The following is an 18,882-nucleotide window of genomic DNA, read 5'->3' on the forward strand; positions in this document are numbered from 1 at the left end:
AAAATGCGTTGTTAGCGGCTGGCTGTCAACTTGTAGCCTGCCACGCGCTCAACTGCTGGTAGCTGCTGGCTGACAACCGTAGGCGCTAAGCAGGTACCGCGCTGGCCACGGCCAGCCGCACCAGCCCCGCAATGCGACGCACCTGCTCAATGTCTAGCTGGGGGTAGAAAGGCAGGCACAGCACTCGCCCGGCGGCATCTTCCGATACCGGGCAGGCCGCCGCCCCATCGAGGTAGGGCAGGTGGTTGAGCGAGGGAAAGAAGTAGCGGCGCGTGTCGATGCCGTGCGTGGCCAGCAGGGCCTGCACTTGCAGCAGCTGCGCCGGAGTTTCCAGCAAAATGGGAAAATAGGCGTAGTTGTACACCGTGTCGGGTGGCAGGTGGGGGTAGGCCAGGGGCAGGCCCGCCAGCTCTTGCCGGTACCAATGGTACAGCTCGGCGCGGGCGGCAATGAAGCCCGCCACCCGCGGCAGCAGGCAAAGGCCCATTGCGGCGTGCAGCTCCGAGTTTTTGCCGTTTATCCCCAGCGCCAGGTGCTCGTCGCCCACGTGCCCAAACGACTTGAGCAGGTTTACTTTCCGCGACAGCTGCTCGTCGTGGAGCAGCACGGCCCCGCCCTCGCCCGTGTGAAACAGTTTGGTAGCGTGAAAGCTACAGGTGGTGATGTCGCCGTAGCTCAGCAGCGAGCGGCCGGCTACCTGCGTGCCAAACGCGTGCGCCCCGTCATAAATAACCCGGAGCCCGTGCCGCCGGGCAATGGCCTCGATGGCTAGCACGTCGCACGGGTAGCCATACACGTGGGTAGCCAAAATGGCGCTGGTGCGGGGCGTAATGGCCGCCTCAATCTTGGTCGCATCCAGGCAGAACGTATCGGCATCAATGTCAACGAATACCGGGGAGCAGTGCTCCCAGAGAATGGCCGCCGTAGTGGCGACGTACGAAAAAGGGGTTGTGATAATCTCCCCGCTCAGCTCCAGCGCCCGAATAGCGAGCTGCAACGCGATGGTGCCGTTGGAGGTAAAGTGCACGTAGGGTATCTGCAGATAATGGCGCAACTCGGCTTCCAGCTGCAGCAGCAGCGGTCCATTATTGGTAAGCCGGCTCCGCTCCCAAATGCCAACCAAGTAGGCGGTGTATTCTGCTAAGGGCGGTAAAAAAGGTTGCGTAACGGGAATCAAGGGGAGAGCGGGCAATATGTATTATTACGGTAAATTTTTGGCTTCTTCGAGACTCAAGTTAAGAGGTGATAGGTTGCCCCGGCCAAATATTTTTTGGCTACTACTCTTAACCCTAACCGTATACGCGGCACTACGTGGCTAGTTATGATAGTATTATCAATTGAGTTGCTCCAGGTAATAAAAAATAGCGCCCGCCCGCCCCGCCTCCCCCCCCCGCCGCGCACAGCGGGCCGCCTGGGTTAGCCGCCGGTGCCCTGGCCACTGGCCGAGGGGCTGGTTTTTTAGCGCCTGCTTACGTACACGTGCGCTATGGAAAAGACCGAAACCCCGGCCGACCGCTTTTGGCGCTGGCTACTGCCGGTAGCCGTGGTGAGCTGCCTGTACGTCAACTACCTCTACAATGCCAACCCGCCGGCCGGGGCGCTCAGCAACGGGGCCATGTCGGCGCAGCACCCTACGCTGCTCACGCCGGCGGGCTACGCGTTCAGCATCTGGGGCGTCATTTTTACGGGGCTGGTGGTGTACACGGTGTGGCAGCTGCTGCCCGCGCAGCGAGCGGCCGCCCTACCCCGCCAACTTAATTCGCTGCTGACCCGCGCCGTGCTGCTCACCACGGCCTGGACGCTGGTATTCAGCTACGGCATCATCGGGACCAGTCTTACCGTGATGCTGTTTATCCTGCTGCTGCTGGCCCAGACCTACGGCCGCGCCCGGCGCCTGGTGCTAGCCAATGCCGCGCCCGGCTGGCCGGTGTGGTTCCTGAGCCTGTATCTGGGCTGGATAATGCTGGCCACGGTGCTCAACTTTATTTTTGGCTTGCGCGATGGCTTTGGCGCGCACGGGCTGGTGTGGTCGGCGCCGGCCAGCCTGGTGGGCTGCTACGCGCTGCTGGTGGTAGCGGCCGGGCTGGGCGTGGCGCTGGCCTGGCACTTTCGCGATGCGCTGCTGCCGCTGCCCATTGCCTGGGGGCTGGTGGGCACCTGGCAGGCCCAGCGCGCCGCCGAGCCAGGCCTGGCGCTCACGGCGCTGGGGGCCGCCGTGGCGCTGCTGGTAGGCGCCGCGCTGGCGGGCTGGCAGCGCCGCCGCGCGCCCGGCCGGGTGGCGTTGGCCGAGTAGGAGGGGGTAGGGCGGGGCTGCCTGGGTGCCGTACTTTTGCCCCGAGCCCTAGCGGTTGTTTTTTTACTTTTTAGCCTTTCTCTAATGCGCCAAAATTTCGTTGCCGGCAACTGGAAAATGAACCTCACCCTGCCCGAAGCGCAGGCCCTGACCATCGAGCTCATGGAGCTCCTGAAGGCCGACCTGACCGCCGCGCGCCCACAGGTAGTCGTTTGCCCGTCCTTCCCCCTGCTGATGGCCGTGGGCCAGCTGCTGGGCGACAGCGGCAACCCCGCCCTCGGGGCGCAGAACTTTCACCAGAAAGAAAGCGGCGCCTACACCGGCGAGGTGTCGGCCAAGCAGCTGCAATCGGTAGGCTGCGAGTACGTGATTCTGGGCCACTCCGAGCGCCGCCAGCAATTTCACGAAGATGATACCCTGCTGGCCGAAAAGCTCAAAACGGCCCTCACCGCTGGCCTGAAGCCCATTTTCTGCGTGGGCGAAACCCTCGAAACCCGCGAGGCCGACGAAACCTTCGACTACATTGGCCAGCAGCTGGCCGCCGGCCTGTTTCACCTCAGCAAGGAAGAATTTGGCGGGTTAGTGATTGCCTACGAGCCCATCTGGGCCATTGGCACGGGGCGCACGGCCAGTAGCGAGCAGGCGCAGGAGGTGCACGCCTTCATTCGGGCGCAGGTAGCGGCGGCCTACGACGCGGCCACTGCCGCCGATACCACCATTTTATACGGCGGCTCATGCAACGCGCAGAACGCCCGCGAGCTCTTCTCCCAACCCGACGTCGACGGCGGCCTCATCGGGGGCGCGTCGTTGAAATCACGCGATTTTGTCGAGATTGTAAAGTCTTTCTAGCGCACTGGCACTGCTGGGAGAAGGGTTTGCATTTTGGGCAGAATTCTTGCCTGTGCTACATAAAACCCGCAAAAATTTGCCTCACCTTTTCCCGCAGCCCCGGCCATGCTCTCGTTTTTACTTTCTTTTCTGCTGCTGTTCGCTTCGCCCGCTCCGATGGGGGTAGGGCCGGCGGCACACCTGGCGGGCTCGGTCGAGCCGTGCAAAATCTACGGCTCGGTATACCTCGAAATGGACCCGCGCCGGGCCAACTCGTGCTTCGCCGTAGTATACATGGAGCCCGAGCAGGCGTTCGCCGACGTGCTGGTTTTCAACGAAACCAACAAGCTCTTCGCCGACAAAGCCGGCCTGTGGAGCCCGGCCGAAAACCGCGAGTTTGCCGACTACGTGCTCTTCGTGACCACCGACCGCAGCCGGGCCGATTTCGCCATTCACTACACCAAAGTCCGCTCGTTTGCGGGCTGTAAGCAGTAATACTTGCTGATTTCTATTAACTAAAAGAACGTCATGCTGAGCTTGTCGAAGCATCTCGCTCGCATCGTCTGAGTTCGTTCAACGATGCAGGCGAGATGCTTCGACAAGCTCAGCATGACGTTCTGTTTGTTGGTAGATAATTGACTCATAAAGAACATATTCGTACAATGGATTTTATTGAACTGACTGTACAGGCCCCGCGCGAGCTGGCCGAAATGCTGATTGCCGAGCTGGGCGAAGTGGGCTTCGACACCTTCGAAGACAACGACGCCGGCTTTTGCGCCTACACCACCGAAGAGGCGTTTGACCGCGACGCGGTGGCCGAGATTATGAGCCGCTACGAGGGTATCGGCGAGCTGGCGTTTTCGGACCGCATCATCACGCGCCAGAACTGGAACAGCGAGTGGGAAAAGAATTTTCAGCCGCTCGTTATTGCCGACCGCGTGTCGGTGCGGGCGCCGTTTCACCCCCGGCCCGAGAGCGTAGACTACGACATCGAGATAATGCCGCGCATGTCGTTTGGCACTGGCCACCACGAAACCACGGCCCTCATGATTGAGAACCAGCTCGACATTGACCACCACGGTAAGCGCGTGCTGGACATGGGCTGCGGCACCGGCATCCTGGCCATTATGGCCGAAAAACTGGGTGCCCGCCAGGTGCTGGCTGTGGATGTGGAGCCCTGGACCGTGGAAAACGCCCGCGACAACGCCGCCGAGAACCACTGCCGCACGATAGAGTGCCGCCTGGGCGGCGCCGAAACCTTGGCCGACGAAGCACCCTTCGACCTCATTTTGGCCAATATTAACCGCAATGTTTTGCTCGAAGACATGCACGCCTACGCCCGACTGCTACCCAGCGGGAACCCAATTTTGTTCAGTGGGTTTTATGAGGAAGATTTGGCTAAAATAACGGCTGAAGCCACCCGCCAGGGCCTCCGTTATGAGCGCCACCGGAGCCTGCGTAGCTGGGTTTCAGCAATTTTTACGAAATTGTAGCCGCCTTAGCTTCGCCTGGGGCTTTTACGCTAGTTTATTCTGGTTTTAGTCCTATTATATGAAGTGTTTAGCTAGTCTACTTTTCTGTTTATCGTTACCGTTACTGCCTGCTTGGGCCCAAACTGCAAAACCTGCTGCCCCCCCACCTGCTGGGCGGGTAGCAGGCGACGCGCGCCCCGCCCAAACGGCGGTGGCGCGCTACACGGGCCACCTCTCGCCCGACCCTGAGCAGTTCATTATCGACGTGCGCACGATGATGGTGGCCACCAACAATGCCGGGGCCAAAACGCTGGGCGACCAGCTGCGCCAGCTATGGGGTAGCAACCAGCTCACGGCCAGCCAGCAGACCACCATCGCCGGGCTGTCGCAGCAAATGCTGGACAAGAAGCTGCGGCCCATTCCGCACCTCACGGCCTTCTACAGCGCCCTGGTAAATGGCAAGACCAAGGCCGGCCTCAGCGACAAGCAACTGGACCAGTACCTCGACGCGCTGGGGCAGTCGGTAGAAAAAGACCCGGCCACCGCGGTGGAAAAGTATTTGATGGCCACGGCGCAAATGCTCAGCGGCGGCTACGTGTACCGCTCGGGCTTCAACGCGCTGCGGGCTACCGGCGGGCAGCTGTCGTTTGCCTACAAGGCGGCCGCTGCGCCCGACCCCAATGCCTCGTTTGATGCGCCGGCCGCGCCGGCCAAGCAGGCCGCCCTACCCCCCGCCGCGCCGGCCAAGCCAGTCGCTGCGGCCGCGCCTAAGCCGGCCCCCAAACCCAAACCTGTAGCCAAGAAAAAGCGCGCCAGCGATGGCTGGGACACCGCCGATATGTGGAGCGGCGGCAGCAAGGCCGCGAAAGACGATGGCTGGGGCCCGCCCATCGTGAGCAGCCCCAAGAAAAAGGCTTCCAGCGACGGCTGGGGTGCCCCGGCGAATGATGGCTGGGGCGCGCCGGCCAAGAAAAAAGCGCCCGCCAAAGCTGTTGCTAAAGCTCCTGCCAAAGCCGCGGCCAAGCCCGTAGCCGCTAAGCCGGCCCCTACCCCCGCGCCCAGCACCAGCGACTTCGACCAGCCCTTTGTGCCCTCGGCCGCGGCGGCCTACGATGCTTACTATCCCCCGCCCGTAAGCGGCCCTCTCATCGAAATCAAAGATGCGGACTTAGTGATGCGTACCAACGGCGACTCCATCGTGCTGCGCAAGGTGAGCGGCACGATAGCGCCGGGCAGCAGCCACCTGGTAGCCACGGGCGGCCAGGTAACCTGGACCATCAAGGGCAACCCCGTGACGGCCGAGCTGGCGGCCTTCGACTTCGACCTCAGTAAGCCTGAGTTCACGGCGCAGCCCGTAACGTTGACCTACCCGGCCCTGCTCGAAGCCCCGATAAAGGGCGCCCTCAGCTACAAGAGCGTGCGCCGCAAGTCGGGCGCCACCGAAAGCAGCTACCCCCGCTTCATCTCGCTTACCAACGATGCGCGGCTCAAGAACATGGGCACGGGCCTCAGCTACCAGGGTGGCGTGTCGATTGCGGGCAGCCAGGTGCTGTCGGCGGCGCTCGATGGCTCCATGTCCCACCTCACCGTGCGGCAGGACAACAAGCTGCGCTTTCGCTCGGCCTCGCGCAGCTTTGTGCTCGGTGACTCGGTTATCACGGCCAGCCGGGCGGCGGTAGCGCTTTACGAGAGCACCGGCGACTCCATTACCCACCCCGGCGTGGAGCTTAAATACCTGAAAGGCAAGGAACAGCTCAAGCTGTTGTATGAGCAGGGGCTGTACCGCAATGCGCCGTATTCGGACTCGTACCACCAAGTCGATATTCGGGCGCAGATGCTGGTCTGGAACCTGCGCGAGCCCAAGATGGACTTCAGCATCATCACGGCGCCCACCCAGGTATCGGCCGATTTTGAGAGCCGGAACTTCTTTTCCAACGTTCGCTACCAGCAGCTCAAGAGCATCAACCACCTGCACCCGCTGCAAATGCTGCTGGGCTACAGCATCGAGCACGGCCACGGCGATGTGCTGAACGTGCACGACGTGGCGGAGGCTACCCACACCAACGAGGCCAACCTGCGTTCGGCCATCAGCGGCCTGGCCCGCGAAGGCTACGTGGATATCAACCAGCAAACCGGCGATGTGATTTTGCTGCGTAAGGGCCGCCACTACGTGGGCGCGGCACGCGACAAAAAAGACTTCGACCACATTGATATTAAGTCGCTTACGGGCTCGGGCCGGAGCGCTACCCTCAACCTGGCCAGCAACGAGCTGCTGCTGCGCGGAGTGAAGCAGTTCAGCTTTTCGGACGACTCGGCGGCTGTGTATGTGCAGCCCGACAGCGGCGTAGTGCACCTGCGGCGCAACCGCAACCTCGCATTTGGCGGGCGCGTCAAAACGTCGATTTACAGCTTTAAGGGCCGCGATTTCAAGTTTGATTACGATGGGTATTACATTGACATGCCCCGTATTGACTCGCTCAGCATTCGCAACAAGAAGAAGAAAGCCTCCAACAAAAACGGCGCGCTGGCGGTGGAAGAAGGCCTGCCCAGCGAGTTTGTGCTCACCAACAAGGGCAACTACCAAAGCGGCCGGCTGTACCTGAACGACCCCAAAAACCGCTCGGGCCGCAAAAAGCTGCCCAAGTATCCGTCGTTCACCTCGTCGTCGGGCGCCTACGTGTACTTCAACAAGCCCGACATGCTGGGCGGCGCCTACGACTCGACTACGTACTTCGACGTGCCGCCCTTTAGTTTCGACTCGATGGGCACCGGGCGCTCGCGCGGCACCTTCGTGGGCGTATTCCACAGCCGCGCCCTACCCCCCATCAAAACGGCGTTGAGCACTCAGGAAGACGGCTCGATGGGCTTTGAGCATACGGTGCCGGCGGCGGGCTACCCCCTGTTTGGCGGCAAGGGCCGGCTGTCGGGCGGGGCCAAGGTGAAGCTTAATACCAAGGGTTTGCAATCGAACGGCACCGTAACCTACCTCGGCGCCACCATGCAGAGCGACCGCTTCGTGATGTACGGCGACTCGCTCACGGGCGAGGGCAAAACCGGCACTATCGCGGCCAGCACCTACACGCCCAAAGTAACCCTACCCCCCGGCTACCTCATCAACTGGCAGACGCGCGCCGACTCGCTGTATATGCGCACGCCGCCGAGTGGCGCCTCGGCCAAGGTATATGCCGACCACACCTTCAAAGGCGAGTTGCTGCTGACGCCCAAAACGGTGGGCGGCGCTGGCCGCCTCGATGGCCCGCAGAGTTACGTGCGCTCCGATAATTTGACGTTTAAGAACGACTCATACTCGGGCAAAAAAGCATTGCTGAGCGTGAAGTCGGCCCAGGCCGGCAAGCCCGCACTTATCGCCAACGACGTGAGCCTGACCTACGACCTCAAGAATGGCGCCGCCGACTTTAAGCGCGAAGAGGGTAGCAAGGCCACTATCGACCTGCCTTATACCGACTTCCGCACCTCGCTCAGCGGCGGGCGCTGGGACTTCAAGAAGAAGCGGGTGCTGCTGCGCGCCACCGGCGCCGACTCGACCCGCTCGTACTTCACCTCGACGCTGCCCGCCCAGCACGGCCTCAAGTTCCGGGCGGCCCGCGCTACCTACGACCTCACCAAGTACCAGCTGCAAGCCAAGGGCGTGCCCTTCGTGGCCGCGGCCGATGCCTGGGTTATTCCCGATTCGGGCCGCGTGACGGTGGCCGGTGGCGGCAAAATGCAGACGCTGCGCCACGCCACGGTGCTGCTCGACTCGCTGGGTAAGTTTCACAAGCTGGTGGACGGCAACATCACCGTGACCTCGCGCGATGCTTTTGGAGGCGACGCCAAGTATATGTCGCGCACCGCCACCGGTGATTCAGTAGCGCTGAAGTTCGTGAATTTCAAGTCCGATTCGGCGGCCTTGCTGGCTTCGGCGGGTGGGCGCAAGCGCTTTGGCCTGCGCCGCCGCAAGGCCACCGATGACGAGGCCGCCAACGTGCCGAGCCTGGCTACCACGGCCACGGCCAATGTGGAAACCAACCAGAAGTTTCAGCTGGCGCCGCGCATCGGTTTCCGAGGTGGCATCAACCTGAACTCGCGCAAGCGCGGGCTGATGTTCGACGGCCAGGTGCAGCTGCAATTTGGCAAGCTGCGCGACGCGGCCACCGCCGAGTGGTTTGCGGTGCGCGACAGTATCGACCCCAAAAATCTCGACCTCGATATGCGCAGCCTCAAGACCGAGGACGGCTCACCGTTGTCCACCGGCCTGTTTTTATCGGATGCCGATAATAAGATTTACCCCCTCTACGCCGGCTCTAAGAGCAGTGAAGCCGACGTGCCGCTGCTGGCCGTATCGGGCAAGCTGCACTACGACCCCAAGCTCGGCGACTACACCATCACCGACCACGACCTGAGCGACCCGAACAAGTACCAGGGCACGCTGCTCAACTATTCCGAAGCCACGAGCCAGCTGACCTTCCGCGGCCCGATGAGCTTCATTACTAATACGAAAAACTTCAGCATCGCCGCCAGCGGGGTGGGTAAGGCCAACCCCGACAGCGCCCACTACCAGGTGCGGAGCCTGCTGGGTATCGACGTCAACTTGCCCAGCAAAGCGGTGGAAGTGATGGCTTCGACCCTGGCCAAAGTCACTAAAAACTCGCCTGAAGCGCTTGACGGCTCCAACGAAGAGCTGTATAATATTGCCCAGTTTGCGGGCGATAAGGGCGCGGAGGCTTTCAACAACCGCCGGCCGGGCGTGGCCCCGCCCAACCTGGCCAGCATTTCGCCCAAGCTGCTGCACACGCTAACGCTGAGCAAGGTAGAGCTGCGCTGGAACCCTAAGCAGAAGGCTTGGTACTCAGTGGGTAAGCTTGGCTTGTCGGGGGTAGGGAAGCAGGGCCTGAACGCGCTGGTCGATGGCTACGTCGAAATCAAGCGCGATAACTCGGCTGACATCGTGGAGGTGTACCTGGAGGCCGAGCCCCAGACCTGGTACTACCTGCGCTACGCCAACAACGTGCTGCTGGCCAAGTCATCGAGCGAGGAATTCGACGGTGAGGTGTCGTCCAAGCAGCGCGGTAGCATCGAAACGGCCACTGATTTCGGCGTGTTTCTGGGCGAGTTTGAGGACGTGGACCGTTTCCGTTCGCACTTCGAGCGCGATTACCTGGGCAAGACGGGCAAGCTGTCTGCCCGCCCCGCCGCCCCGGCCAAGCCCGACGAAGACAGCTTTGCCACCGAGAAGGGCAAAAAGTCGAAGAAGAAAGCCAAGGCTGACCCCTTCGGCGACGGCACTATCACGCCCGCCGACGAGCCCGCCAAGAAGTCGAAAAAGAAAGAAAAGGACAGCGACCCGCTCGCTGCCCCGGCCGACGAACCAGCGCCCGAGCCCGCCAAGAAGTCGAAGAAGAAAAAAGACAACGACCCGTTCGCTGATAGCGAAGTGGCCCCGCCCGTAGCGCCCAAGCCCAAGGCCGTAGCTCCAGCCGCTACTTCGGCTCCCGCTGCGCCGCCTACCCCCGCGCCAGCGGCCGTAGCCAGCCCGGCACCCACCAAGCCCGCGGCCGATTCTGCCAAAGTAGCTGCGCCGGCCGTGAGCCCAATGGCAGCCCCGGCCGAAGCACCGGTCAAAAAGCAAAAGGAGAAAATAAAGGAAGCCAAGCCGGACCCCAACGCCGAGCCCGGCGCCGAGCCGGATAAGAAGGCCAAGAAAAAGAAGAAGAAAAACGCCGAAGAAGACCCCTTCGGTGACTCGTAGCCAGCAGCCCCGGACGACCTCCGGGGCTGCTTACTTTTGCGCCCATGCTTATCATTATTCTGGCGCTGCTCGCAGCCTATCTGCTTGGTTCTATCCCCACGGCGCTGTGGGTGGGCCGCACGTTTTTCAATCTGGCCGACATTCGGGAGCACGGCTCCGGCAACGCGGGCGCCACCAACACCTTCCGGGTGCTGGGCAAAAAAGCCGGCACCTTTGTGCTTCTCTTTGATGCGTTCAAAGGTTTTGCAGCGGCCTATTTCCTGCCCAACTTTCTGCTAAGTCAGGGCCTCATTGTGCCCGAAAGCTTGTTTTACTACCGCCTTGCCTGCGGCGTGCTGGCCGTGGTGGGGCACATATTCCCGGTGTTCGCGCAGTTTCGGGGGGGTAAGGGCGTGGCCACCATTCTGGGCATGATGCTGGCCATTGCCCCGGCCACGGTAGGCGTGGCGCTGCTGGTGTTTCTGGCGGTGCTGGGCACCACGCGCTACGTGTCGCTGAGCAGCATGACGGCCGGCGTGGCCTTCGCCTTTTTGCAGCTCCTACCCCCCTTCAGGCCCGCCAACCCGCTGCAAGTCTGGTTCGGCTTTTTGCTGGCGGCCATGCTCATCTATACTCACCGGGCCAATATCGGCCGCCTGCGCGCCGGCACCGAGAGCCGCGTGCCGCTGTGGGGCAAGCGATAAATGAGATAATGCCGCCTACCCCCTTCCCCCAACTCGAAACCCAGCGCCTGCACCTGCGCGCCTTCGCCCTGGCCGACGTGCCGGCGCTCGTGGCCCTGGCCGGCAACTACGAGGTAGCCCGCAACACGCTCAACATTCCGCACCCCTACCGCGCGGCGGATGCTCGGCACTGGGTGCAGGCCACCCAGGAAAACTACGCGCAGCAAACCGGCTACGCGTTTGCCATCGAGCTGCGGGCCACGGGCGAGTTTATCGGTGGCATTGGCCTCACGGTGGAGCACCGCTTCGACCGGGCCGAGGCGGGCTACTGGCTGGGCCAGCCGCACTGGGGCAGGGGCCTGGCCAGCGAGGCGCTGGGCGCCCTGCTACGCTTTGGCTTTGAGGAGTTAGAGCTCAATAAGATTTACGCAACGCACATTGCCGGCAACCCCGCTTCGGGCCGCGTAATGCTGAAAAACGGCATGGTGAAGGAGGGCGAGCTGGTGCAGCACACTAGGCGCGACGGCCAGTACCACGACCTCTGGCAGTACCGCCTCACCCGCGCCGAATACGTTGCGCTGGCGCCGCCTCAGGCTCCCAACGGGGGGTAGGACGGGGGCTGAAATAAGCTGGGCTGGCCAAAACAGCAAAAATTTAGCCCGAACAAGTTCCCAGCTAGCTTGCAATTCCAGAAAAACCGGTAGCTTGCACCCCCTAAACCTTTCGGTAATTCATGGAAACGCAAGCGCTGAAGTACCCTGCCATCCGCAACTACGTAGCCGGCCAGCCCATCGACACGCCGGCAGCGGCTTTGCTTGACGTGTTCAGCCCGCTAAGCGGCGCCGTTATTTCGGCCATGCCGCTGAGCAGCGCGGCCGACCTCGATACGGCGGTGAAGGCGGCGCAGGCGGCGTTTCCGGCCTGGTCGGCTACTCCTATCAAAGAGCGGGTGCAGATATTCTACCGCTACAAAACCCTGCTGGAGCGCGACATGAAGGTGCTGGCCGACCTCGTGCGGGAGGAAAACGGCAAAACCTTCGACGAAGCCCGCGCGGAAGTTGAGAAGGCCGTGGAGCTAACCGAGTTTGCCTGCTCATTGCCCCAGCTCGTGCAGGGTGAATTTTTGGAAGTGAGCAAGGGCGTGGAGGCCCGCGCCGAGCGCAAGCCGCTGGGTGTGGTGGCCAGCATCGCCCCGTTCAACTTCCCCAACATGGTACCGCACTGGACTATTCCGAATGCGCTGGTGCTCGGCAACTGCATGATTCTGAAGCCCTCGGAGAAGGTACCGCTGAGCGCCGTCAAAATTGCCGAATTGCTGAAAGAAGCCGGCCTGCCCAATGGCGTGCTCAACGTGGTGAACGGCGACAAAACTATCGTCGAAGCCATCTGCGACCACCCCGATATTCAGGCCGTGTCGTTCGTGGGCTCCACGCCCATTGCTAAAACGGTCTACATCCGGGCCACCTCTAACCTCAAGCGTTGCGTGGCGCTGGGCGGGGCCAAAAACCATCTCATCGTGCTGCCCGATGCGCACCCCGAGATGACGGCCTCCAACGTGGCGGCGAGCATGTCGGGCTGCGCGGGCCAGCGTTGCATGGCTGGCTCCACGATGGTGGGGGTAGGCAGCATCGACCACATCGTGAGTAAGTTGGTAGAGGAAGCCAGGAAAATCGTAGTCGGCCAAAACCTGGGTTCCGTCATCAGCCGCGAGGCCAAGGAGCGCATCGAGCGCTACATCACCGAGGCCGAAGCAGCCGGCGCCAAGGTGTTGCTCGACGGCCGCGGCGCCGTGGTGCCCGGCCACAAAGACGGCTACTACGTGGGCGCTACCGTCATCGACTACGTGACGCCCGATATGGCTATTGCCAAAGAGGAGGTATTTGGCCCAGTGCTGGCCATCCTGCGCACCAAGAGCCTCGACGAGGCCCTGGCCATCGAAAACGCCAACCCTTACGGCAACGCCGCCGCCGTTTTCACGCAAAGCGGCAGTCATGCCCGCTATGTGATGGACCACGCCAGCGCCGGCATGATTGGCGTGAACATCGGCGTGCCCGTGCCCCGCGAGCCCTTCTCCTTCGGCGGCTGGAACGAATCGAAGTTCGGCGCGTGTGATATCACTGGCAAGAGCTCCATCGAGTTTTGGACCCAGCTCAAAAAGACGACCACCAAGTGGAACCCGGAGTCGCGGGTGAACTGGATGAGCTAGAACCAACAAGCTGGCCGCCGTTTAGCGCGCAGCGCGTAACGGCAGGCTAGCCAGTGGGGCGAGTTTCTAACTCGCTTTTTGTCTACAACTCGCGAGTCTGGAGACTCGCCCCACCCGTCGGCCTGCCGTTACGCGCTGCGCGCTAAACGGCGGCCAGCGGCTTTTTAATAACCTGCGCTGCTACTTATGAACCCTATCCTCGATATCGACCAACAGCAAATCCTGCACGACAACCTTGACCACACGCTGTTTTCGTGGTCAAAGCAGGCGGGCCTTAACCCCATCAGCGCCGAGCGGGCGGCGGGCGTGTACTTATATGACCGCGATGGCAAGCGCTACATCGACTTCTCGTCGCAGCTCATGAACGTGAACATCGGCCACGGCGACCAGCGCGTGACCGAGGCCGTAGTCGCCCAGATGCGCGAGGTAAGCTACGTGTATCCCGGCATGATAACCAAGGTACGCGGCGACCTCGGCAAGCGCCTCAGCGAGATTACTGCGCCCAACCTGACCAAGGCTTTTTTCACGCTGGGCGGAGCCGAGGCCATCGAGAACGCCATCAAGCTGGCGCGCATCTACACCGGCCGGCACAAGATTGTGTCGCTGTATCAGTCGTTTCACGGGGCCAGCTACGGGGCCATGAGCGTGGGCGGCGACCCCCGCAAGTTTGCCGTCGATAGCCAAGCCATGCCTGGCGTGGTGCACGTCGAAAACCCCTACGCCTACCGCTGCCCCTGGTACAGCACGACCCCCGAGGAGTGCGCCCAACGCGCCGCCGATGCCCTGGAGCGCATTATTGGCTACGAAAACCCCGGCAGCGTGGCCGCCATTTTTCTGGAAGGCGAATCGGGCACCAGCGGCTGCATCAAGTACCCGCCCGGCTACTGGACGCGGGTGCGCGAAATCTGCGACAAATATGGCATCCTACTGGTGGCCGATGAGGTGATGTCGGGCTTCGGCCGCACCGGCAAGTGGTTTGGCTCGGACCACCACGGCGTGAAGGTCGATATCATGTGCATGGCCAAGGGCATCACCGCCGGCTACGTACCGCTAGGCGCCGTGATGGTCGATGAAGCCATTGCCAAGTCATTTGACAACAAGCCGTTGCCGCTGGGACTCACGTACTCGGCGCACCCCGTGAGCTGCGCCGCCGCCGTGGCCGTGCTCGACATTTACGAGGAAGACCACCTGCTCGAAAATACGGTGGAGATGGGCCACTACCTCGACGAGCGCGTAGCCGAGCTCATCAAGCAGCACCCCAGCATCGGCGACTGGCGTAACACCGGCCTCTTCGGCTGCCTGGAGTTGGTAAAAAACCGTAAAACCAAGGAGCCCATGGCCCCCTGGAACGCTGCCCCCGACCAGATGGCCATCATGAACGAGGTGGCCGCCAAAATCAAGGAATTGGGCATGTATACCTTCGTGCGCTGGAGCTATATTTTTATCGCGCCGCCGCTCAATATCAACAAGGCGGACCTGGATGAGGGGCTGGCGATAATTTCGGAGGCGCTGAAGATTGCGGACGCTGCCTGCCATTAGGCAACTGCTCAAAAAGAACGTCATGCTGACCGCAGAGAAGCATCTCGCGCGCAGCAGTAATTCAATAGTTCAACGAGGCGAGCGAGGCGAGCGAGATGATTCGACAAGCTAAGTATGACGTTCCTGATTAGGAGAAATTTCTATGTCGATTCTGCTAAAAAACGGCCGCGTTATCACGGCCGACTCGGACAGTATTTGCGATATCTTGGTCGAAGGCGAAACCATCGCTGCCATTGGCCGGGGTCTACCCCTGCCCAACGGCGCGGAGGTCATCGACTGCACCGGCAAGCTGATAATGCCCGGCGGCATCGACCCGCATGTGCACCTCGAAATGCCCTTCATGGGCACCTTCAGCAGCGACACCTACGAAACCGGCACCCGCGCCGCGCTGCACGGCGGCACTACCACGGTCATCGACTTCATCCTGCAAAAGCAGGGCAACTCGCTGCGCGCCGCCCTCGACGAATGGCAGGGTAGGGCCACCGGCAACGCCGTGGGCGACTACTCCTTCCACATGGCCGTGACGGATTTTAATCCGGACACACAGCTGGAAATCAAGGATATGATTGCCGAAGGCATCACGTCCTTCAAAACCTTTATGGCCTATAAAGGCGCGCTCATGATTGACGATGCGCAGATGGTAGGCCTGATGCAGGAAGTGAAAAAGCACGGCGGCCTCGTGACGGCCCACGCCACCAACGGTGACATGATTGACACGCTCATCGCCCAGCACCGGGCGCAGGGCAAGCTGTCGCCGCTCTACCACTACCTCTCGCAGCCCGAAGTGACGGAGGCCGAAGCCTCTGGCCGCTTCGCCGACATTGCCAACTACACGGGGGTGAATGCCTACATCGTGCACCTCACCTGCCAGGGCGCCCTCAACCAGGTGCGCCGCGCCACCGAGCGCAACCAGCGCGTGCTGGTTGAAACCTGCATTCAGTACCTGCTGCTCGACGCCTCGCTGTATGAGAATAAGGCCGAGGGCGCCAAGTGGGTCATGTCGCCGCCGCTGCGCGAAAAAAAGGACCAGGCTACGCTCTGGGCCGGTATTAGCCAAGGGCTGGTAAACGTAGTCGGTACCGACCACTGCCCCTTTATGTGGAAGCAGAAGCTCATGGGTAAGGACGATTTCTCGAAAATTCCGAACGGCCACCCCGCCGTGGAGCACCGCATGGAATTGCTGTTTTCGGAGGGGGTAGGGAAGGGGAGAATTACGCCTCAGAAATTCGTGGAGATAACCTCGACCAACGCGGCTAAAATATTTGGCATGTTTCCGCGCAAAGGCACCATCAGTATTGGGGCCGACGCTGATTTAGTGATTTTCGACCCCGATAAGAAGCACACGATTTCGGCCGCTACCCACCACATGAACGTGGACTACTCGGGCTACGAAGGCTGGGAGCTGACCGGCAAAATCGACACGGTGTTGCTGCGTGGTCAGGTGGCCATCGACGCCGGCGAAGCCAAGGTTTCGAAAGGCTACGGGCAGTTTATCAAGCGCGGGAAGACGGCTTTTTAATCGTCTGTCATTGCGAGCGCAACGAAGTGGAGCGCGGCAATCTTTCCTTGGCCGTTCGCTTCATTAGATTAGTAATCCAGGCGTGAAGGAAAGATTGCCGCACTCCACTTCGTTGCGCTCGCAATGACAGGCGGAAAAACGAAGAACAATACCAACAATCAACCATCACCAATCAGCAAATCCACATGGCGCGCATTATCAAATCCGGCCTCATCCAAATGAGCCTGCCGATGACCGAGGGCGAGGGCTCTATCGAAGAAATCAAGGAAGCGATGGTGCAGAAGCACATCCCGCTGATTGAGGAAGCCGGCCGCCAGGGCGTGCAGATTCTCTGCTTGCAGGAGATTTTTAGCACGCCCTATTTCTGCCCTGGTCAGGACAGCAAGTGGTACGCCTCGGCCGAATCGGTGCCCGGCCCCACCACCGAGCGCATGGCCGAATACGCCAAGAAGTACCAGATGGTGATGATTGTGCCCGTGTACGAGCGCGAGTCGGCGGGCGTGCTCTACAACACGGCCGCCGTGATTGATGCCGACGGCACGTACCTGGGCAAGTACCGCAAAAACCACATTCCGCACACCAACGGCTTCTGGGAGAAGTACTTCTTCAAGCCCGGCAACCTGGGCTACCCCGTCTTCCAGACCCGCTACGCCAAGGTGGGCGTGTACATCTGCTACGACCGCCACTTCCCCGACGGCGCCCGCGTGCTGGGCCTGAACGGTGCCGAAATCGTGTACAACCCCTCGGCCACCGTGGCCGGCCTCTCGCAGTACCTCTGGAAGCTAGAGCAGCCCGCCCACGCGGCGGCCAACGGCTACTTCATGGGCTGTATCAACCGGGTAGGCGAGGAGAAGCCCTGGAACCTGGGCCGCTTCTACGGCACCAGCTACTTCGTGGACCCGCGCGGCCAGATTATCAAGCAAGCCAGCGAGGACCAGGACGAACTGCTGATTTCGGAGTTCGACCTCGACATGATTGACGAGGTGCGCGCCACCTGGCAGTTCTTCCGCGACCGCCGGCCGGAGACTTATGGGAAGTTAGTGGAGCTGTAGAAGCAAATGATTATGAGTTAAATCGTTTGTCATTGCGAGCGCAACGAAGTGGAGCGCGGCAATCTTTCCTTCACGTTAGGGGTACTAACCTGCTGAAGCGAACGGCCAGGAAAGATTGCCGCGCTCCACTTCGTTGCGCTCGCAATGACAGGCGCTTCGAATTAAAAAATAAACTAAATGGCCGAATTTTCTACCCCTACCACCGCCCAGGAATTCGCGGAAAACTTTGCGCAGCTCAAGCCCAACATGAGCCGCAACGAGGCGCTGTATGAAAGCTCGCGCTGCTTGTTCTGCTTTGATGCGCCGTGCATCACGGCCTGCCCGTCGGGCATTGACATTCCACAGTTTATTCGGCAGATAAACTCGGGCAACGTGACCGGGTCGGCGCGCACCATTTACGAGGCTAATTACTTCGGCAACGCCTGCGGCAAGGTGTGCCCCACGGAAGTGCTGTGCGAAGGCGCCTGCGTGTACAACTTGCAAGACGTGAAGCCGATAGAAATCGGCCGCCTGCAAAGCTATGCCACGACCCAGGCCATTGCGGAGAATAAAAAACTCTTCGCGCCCGGCCTAGCCAATGGCAAGCGCGTGGCCGTTATCGGCGCGGGTCCGGCCGGTATTTCGGCCGCCTGCGAGCTGCGGGCGCTGGGCTACGAAGTGGTGGTGTATGAGGCCAAGGCTCAACCTTCGGGCCTCACGCTCTACGGCGTAGCGCCGTATAAAATCACCAACGAGGAAGCGCTGGCCGAGATGGCTTACCTGCAAGGGCAGTTTGGCTACGAGGTGCGCTACCACGCGCCCATTACTGGCCGCGACGACCTGGCCGCGCTCGAAGCCGAGTACGACGCCATTTTCCTGGGCATCGGGCTGGGACACACGAGTGCGCTAGGCCTACCCGGCGAGGACAGGGCCAACTGCGTGGGCGCGGTCGAGTTTATTGAAGCGCTGCGGCAGCGGCAGGCGGGCACGCCGGTGGGTCGCATGGTGGTGGTGCTGGGCGGCGGCAACACCGCGATGGACGCTGCATCCGAGGCGGCGCGACTGGGCGCTGAGAACGTGGTACTGGCCTACCGGCGCGGTAAGGACGAGATGGGCGCGTACCACTTCGAATACGACCTGGCGAAGGGGGTAGGGGTGCGGGGCCTGTTTAACGTGGCGCCGCTCGAAATTCTGGGCGATGACTACGTAACGGGCGTGCGCTTCATCCGCACCGCCGTGGCCGATGGCCGTGTGCAGGAGGTGCCCGGCACCGAGTTCACGCAGCCCTGCGACATGGTGATTAAAGCCACCGGCCAGGCCAAGCAGACCCATTTTCTGCACCACATTCCGGGCCTGGAGTTGGATAATCGCGGCCGCATTGTGGCCGACGCCGTGGGTCAGACTACCAACCCGCAGTACTTCGCTTCCGGCGATGCCCGCAACGGCGGGGCCGAGGTAGTGAACGCCGCCGCCGAAGCCAAGGTAGCGGCGCGCGGTATCCACGCCTTTTTGAGCAAGTAGCGCGGACTTTCAGTCCGCGAGTTGAGCCTCATTTCCTCCCTTTGTATTCAATCGCGGACTAA

At 61.5% G+C, this 18,882-nt stretch carries 13 protein-coding genes; 12 read left to right on the forward strand and 1 reads right to left on the reverse strand.

The features are described from left to right. Positions 1-85 precede the first annotated feature (85 nt). The gene (locus E4631_RS02315; protein ID WP_240734606.1) at positions 86-1,192 is read right to left on the reverse strand and encodes a DegT/DnrJ/EryC1/StrS aminotransferase family protein; all 1,107 of its coding nucleotides are present in this window, start codon (positions 1,190-1,192) and stop codon (positions 86-88) included. Positions 1,193-1,486: 294 nt separating this feature from the next. Between E4631_RS02315 and E4631_RS02320 the strand changes: the two genes are divergently transcribed. The 12 genes from E4631_RS02320 (at position 1,487) to E4631_RS02375 (ending at position 18,820) form a co-directional block, all read left to right on the forward strand. Next, the gene (locus tag E4631_RS02320) at positions 1,487-2,293 is read left to right on the forward strand and encodes a tryptophan-rich sensory protein (protein ID WP_133658478.1); all 807 of its coding nucleotides are present in this window, start codon (positions 1,487-1,489) and stop codon (positions 2,291-2,293) included. A gap of 84 nt (positions 2,294-2,377) precedes the next feature. Next, positions 2,378-3,142: a triose-phosphate isomerase gene (gene tpiA, locus E4631_RS02325; protein ID WP_133658479.1), complete on the forward strand. Its 765-nt coding sequence runs from the start codon at positions 2,378-2,380 to the stop codon at positions 3,140-3,142. Between the two features lie 105 nt (positions 3,143-3,247). Then, positions 3,248-3,616 (forward strand): hypothetical protein, encoded by a 369-nt coding sequence (locus E4631_RS02330; protein WP_240734609.1) that lies wholly within the window; start codon positions 3,248-3,250, stop codon positions 3,614-3,616. A gap of 167 nt (positions 3,617-3,783) precedes the next feature. Beyond that, complete coding sequence (gene prmA, locus E4631_RS02335; RefSeq protein ID WP_133658480.1) at positions 3,784-4,614, forward strand: 50S ribosomal protein L11 methyltransferase; 831 nt, start codon at positions 3,784-3,786, stop codon at positions 4,612-4,614. Between the two features lie 190 nt (positions 4,615-4,804). After that, positions 4,805-10,342: a hypothetical protein gene (locus tag E4631_RS02340; RefSeq protein ID WP_133658481.1), complete on the forward strand. Its 5,538-nt coding sequence runs from the start codon at positions 4,805-4,807 to the stop codon at positions 10,340-10,342. A gap of 44 nt (positions 10,343-10,386) precedes the next feature. Continuing rightward, entirely contained in the window at positions 10,387-11,025 is a 639-nt protein-coding gene (gene plsY, locus E4631_RS02345) for a glycerol-3-phosphate 1-O-acyltransferase PlsY (RefSeq protein WP_133658482.1), read from the forward strand. A gap of 8 nt (positions 11,026-11,033) precedes the next feature. Continuing rightward, a complete protein-coding gene (locus tag E4631_RS02350) occupies positions 11,034-11,615 on the forward strand; it encodes a GNAT family N-acetyltransferase (RefSeq protein WP_133658483.1) in 582 nt (193 codons plus the stop codon). A 122-nt stretch (positions 11,616-11,737) separates the two neighbouring features. Further along, on the forward strand, positions 11,738-13,210 hold the full coding sequence (locus E4631_RS02355; RefSeq protein ID WP_240734611.1) for a CoA-acylating methylmalonate-semialdehyde dehydrogenase: 1,473 nt from the start codon (positions 11,738-11,740) through the stop codon (positions 13,208-13,210). Positions 13,211-13,396: 186 nt separating this feature from the next. After that, positions 13,397-14,749 (forward strand): aminotransferase class III-fold pyridoxal phosphate-dependent enzyme, encoded by a 1,353-nt coding sequence (locus E4631_RS02360; RefSeq protein WP_133658484.1) that lies wholly within the window; start codon positions 13,397-13,399, stop codon positions 14,747-14,749. Between the two features lie 142 nt (positions 14,750-14,891). Then, positions 14,892-16,268, forward strand: coding sequence for a dihydropyrimidinase (gene hydA, locus E4631_RS02365; RefSeq protein WP_133658485.1), 1,377 nt, complete (start codon positions 14,892-14,894; stop codon positions 16,266-16,268). 185 nt (positions 16,269-16,453) lie between these two features. Continuing rightward, on the forward strand, positions 16,454-17,320 hold the full coding sequence (locus E4631_RS02370; protein WP_174805467.1) for a nitrilase-related carbon-nitrogen hydrolase: 867 nt from the start codon (positions 16,454-16,456) through the stop codon (positions 17,318-17,320). Positions 17,321-17,497: 177 nt separating this feature from the next. Continuing rightward, positions 17,498-18,820: an FAD-dependent oxidoreductase gene (locus E4631_RS02375; protein ID WP_133658486.1), complete on the forward strand. Its 1,323-nt coding sequence runs from the start codon at positions 17,498-17,500 to the stop codon at positions 18,818-18,820. Positions 18,821-18,882: the final 62 nt, after the last annotated feature.

Source organism: Hymenobacter sp. UV11 (assembly GCF_004684095.1).
In the GTDB taxonomy this organism is placed as follows: Bacteria; Bacteroidota; Bacteroidia; order Cytophagales; family Hymenobacteraceae; genus Hymenobacter.

Bases quoted from the DNA above. Each gene is read 5' to 3' on its own strand.
- E4631_RS02320 (WP_133658478.1), top strand. From the start codon at position 1,487: ATGGAAAAGACCGAAACCCCGGCCGACCGCTTTTGGCGCTGGCTACTG.
- tpiA (WP_133658479.1), top strand. From the start codon at position 2,378: ATGCGCCAAAATTTCGTTGCCGGCAACTGGAAAATGAACCTCACCCTG.
- E4631_RS02330 (WP_240734609.1), top strand. From the start codon at position 3,248: ATGCTCTCGTTTTTACTTTCTTTTCTGCTGCTGTTCGCTTCGCCCGCT.
- prmA (WP_133658480.1), top strand. From the start codon at position 3,784: ATGGATTTTATTGAACTGACTGTACAGGCCCCGCGCGAGCTGGCCGAA.
- plsY (WP_133658482.1), top strand. From the start codon at position 10,387: ATGCTTATCATTATTCTGGCGCTGCTCGCAGCCTATCTGCTTGGTTCT.
- E4631_RS02350 (WP_133658483.1), top strand. From the start codon at position 11,034: ATGCCGCCTACCCCCTTCCCCCAACTCGAAACCCAGCGCCTGCACCTG.
- E4631_RS02355 (WP_240734611.1), top strand. From the start codon at position 11,738: ATGGAAACGCAAGCGCTGAAGTACCCTGCCATCCGCAACTACGTAGCC.
- E4631_RS02360 (WP_133658484.1), top strand. From the start codon at position 13,397: ATGAACCCTATCCTCGATATCGACCAACAGCAAATCCTGCACGACAAC.
- hydA (WP_133658485.1), top strand. From the start codon at position 14,892: ATGTCGATTCTGCTAAAAAACGGCCGCGTTATCACGGCCGACTCGGAC.
- E4631_RS02370 (WP_174805467.1), top strand. From the start codon at position 16,454: ATGGCGCGCATTATCAAATCCGGCCTCATCCAAATGAGCCTGCCGATG.
- E4631_RS02375 (WP_133658486.1), top strand. From the start codon at position 17,498: ATGGCCGAATTTTCTACCCCTACCACCGCCCAGGAATTCGCGGAAAAC.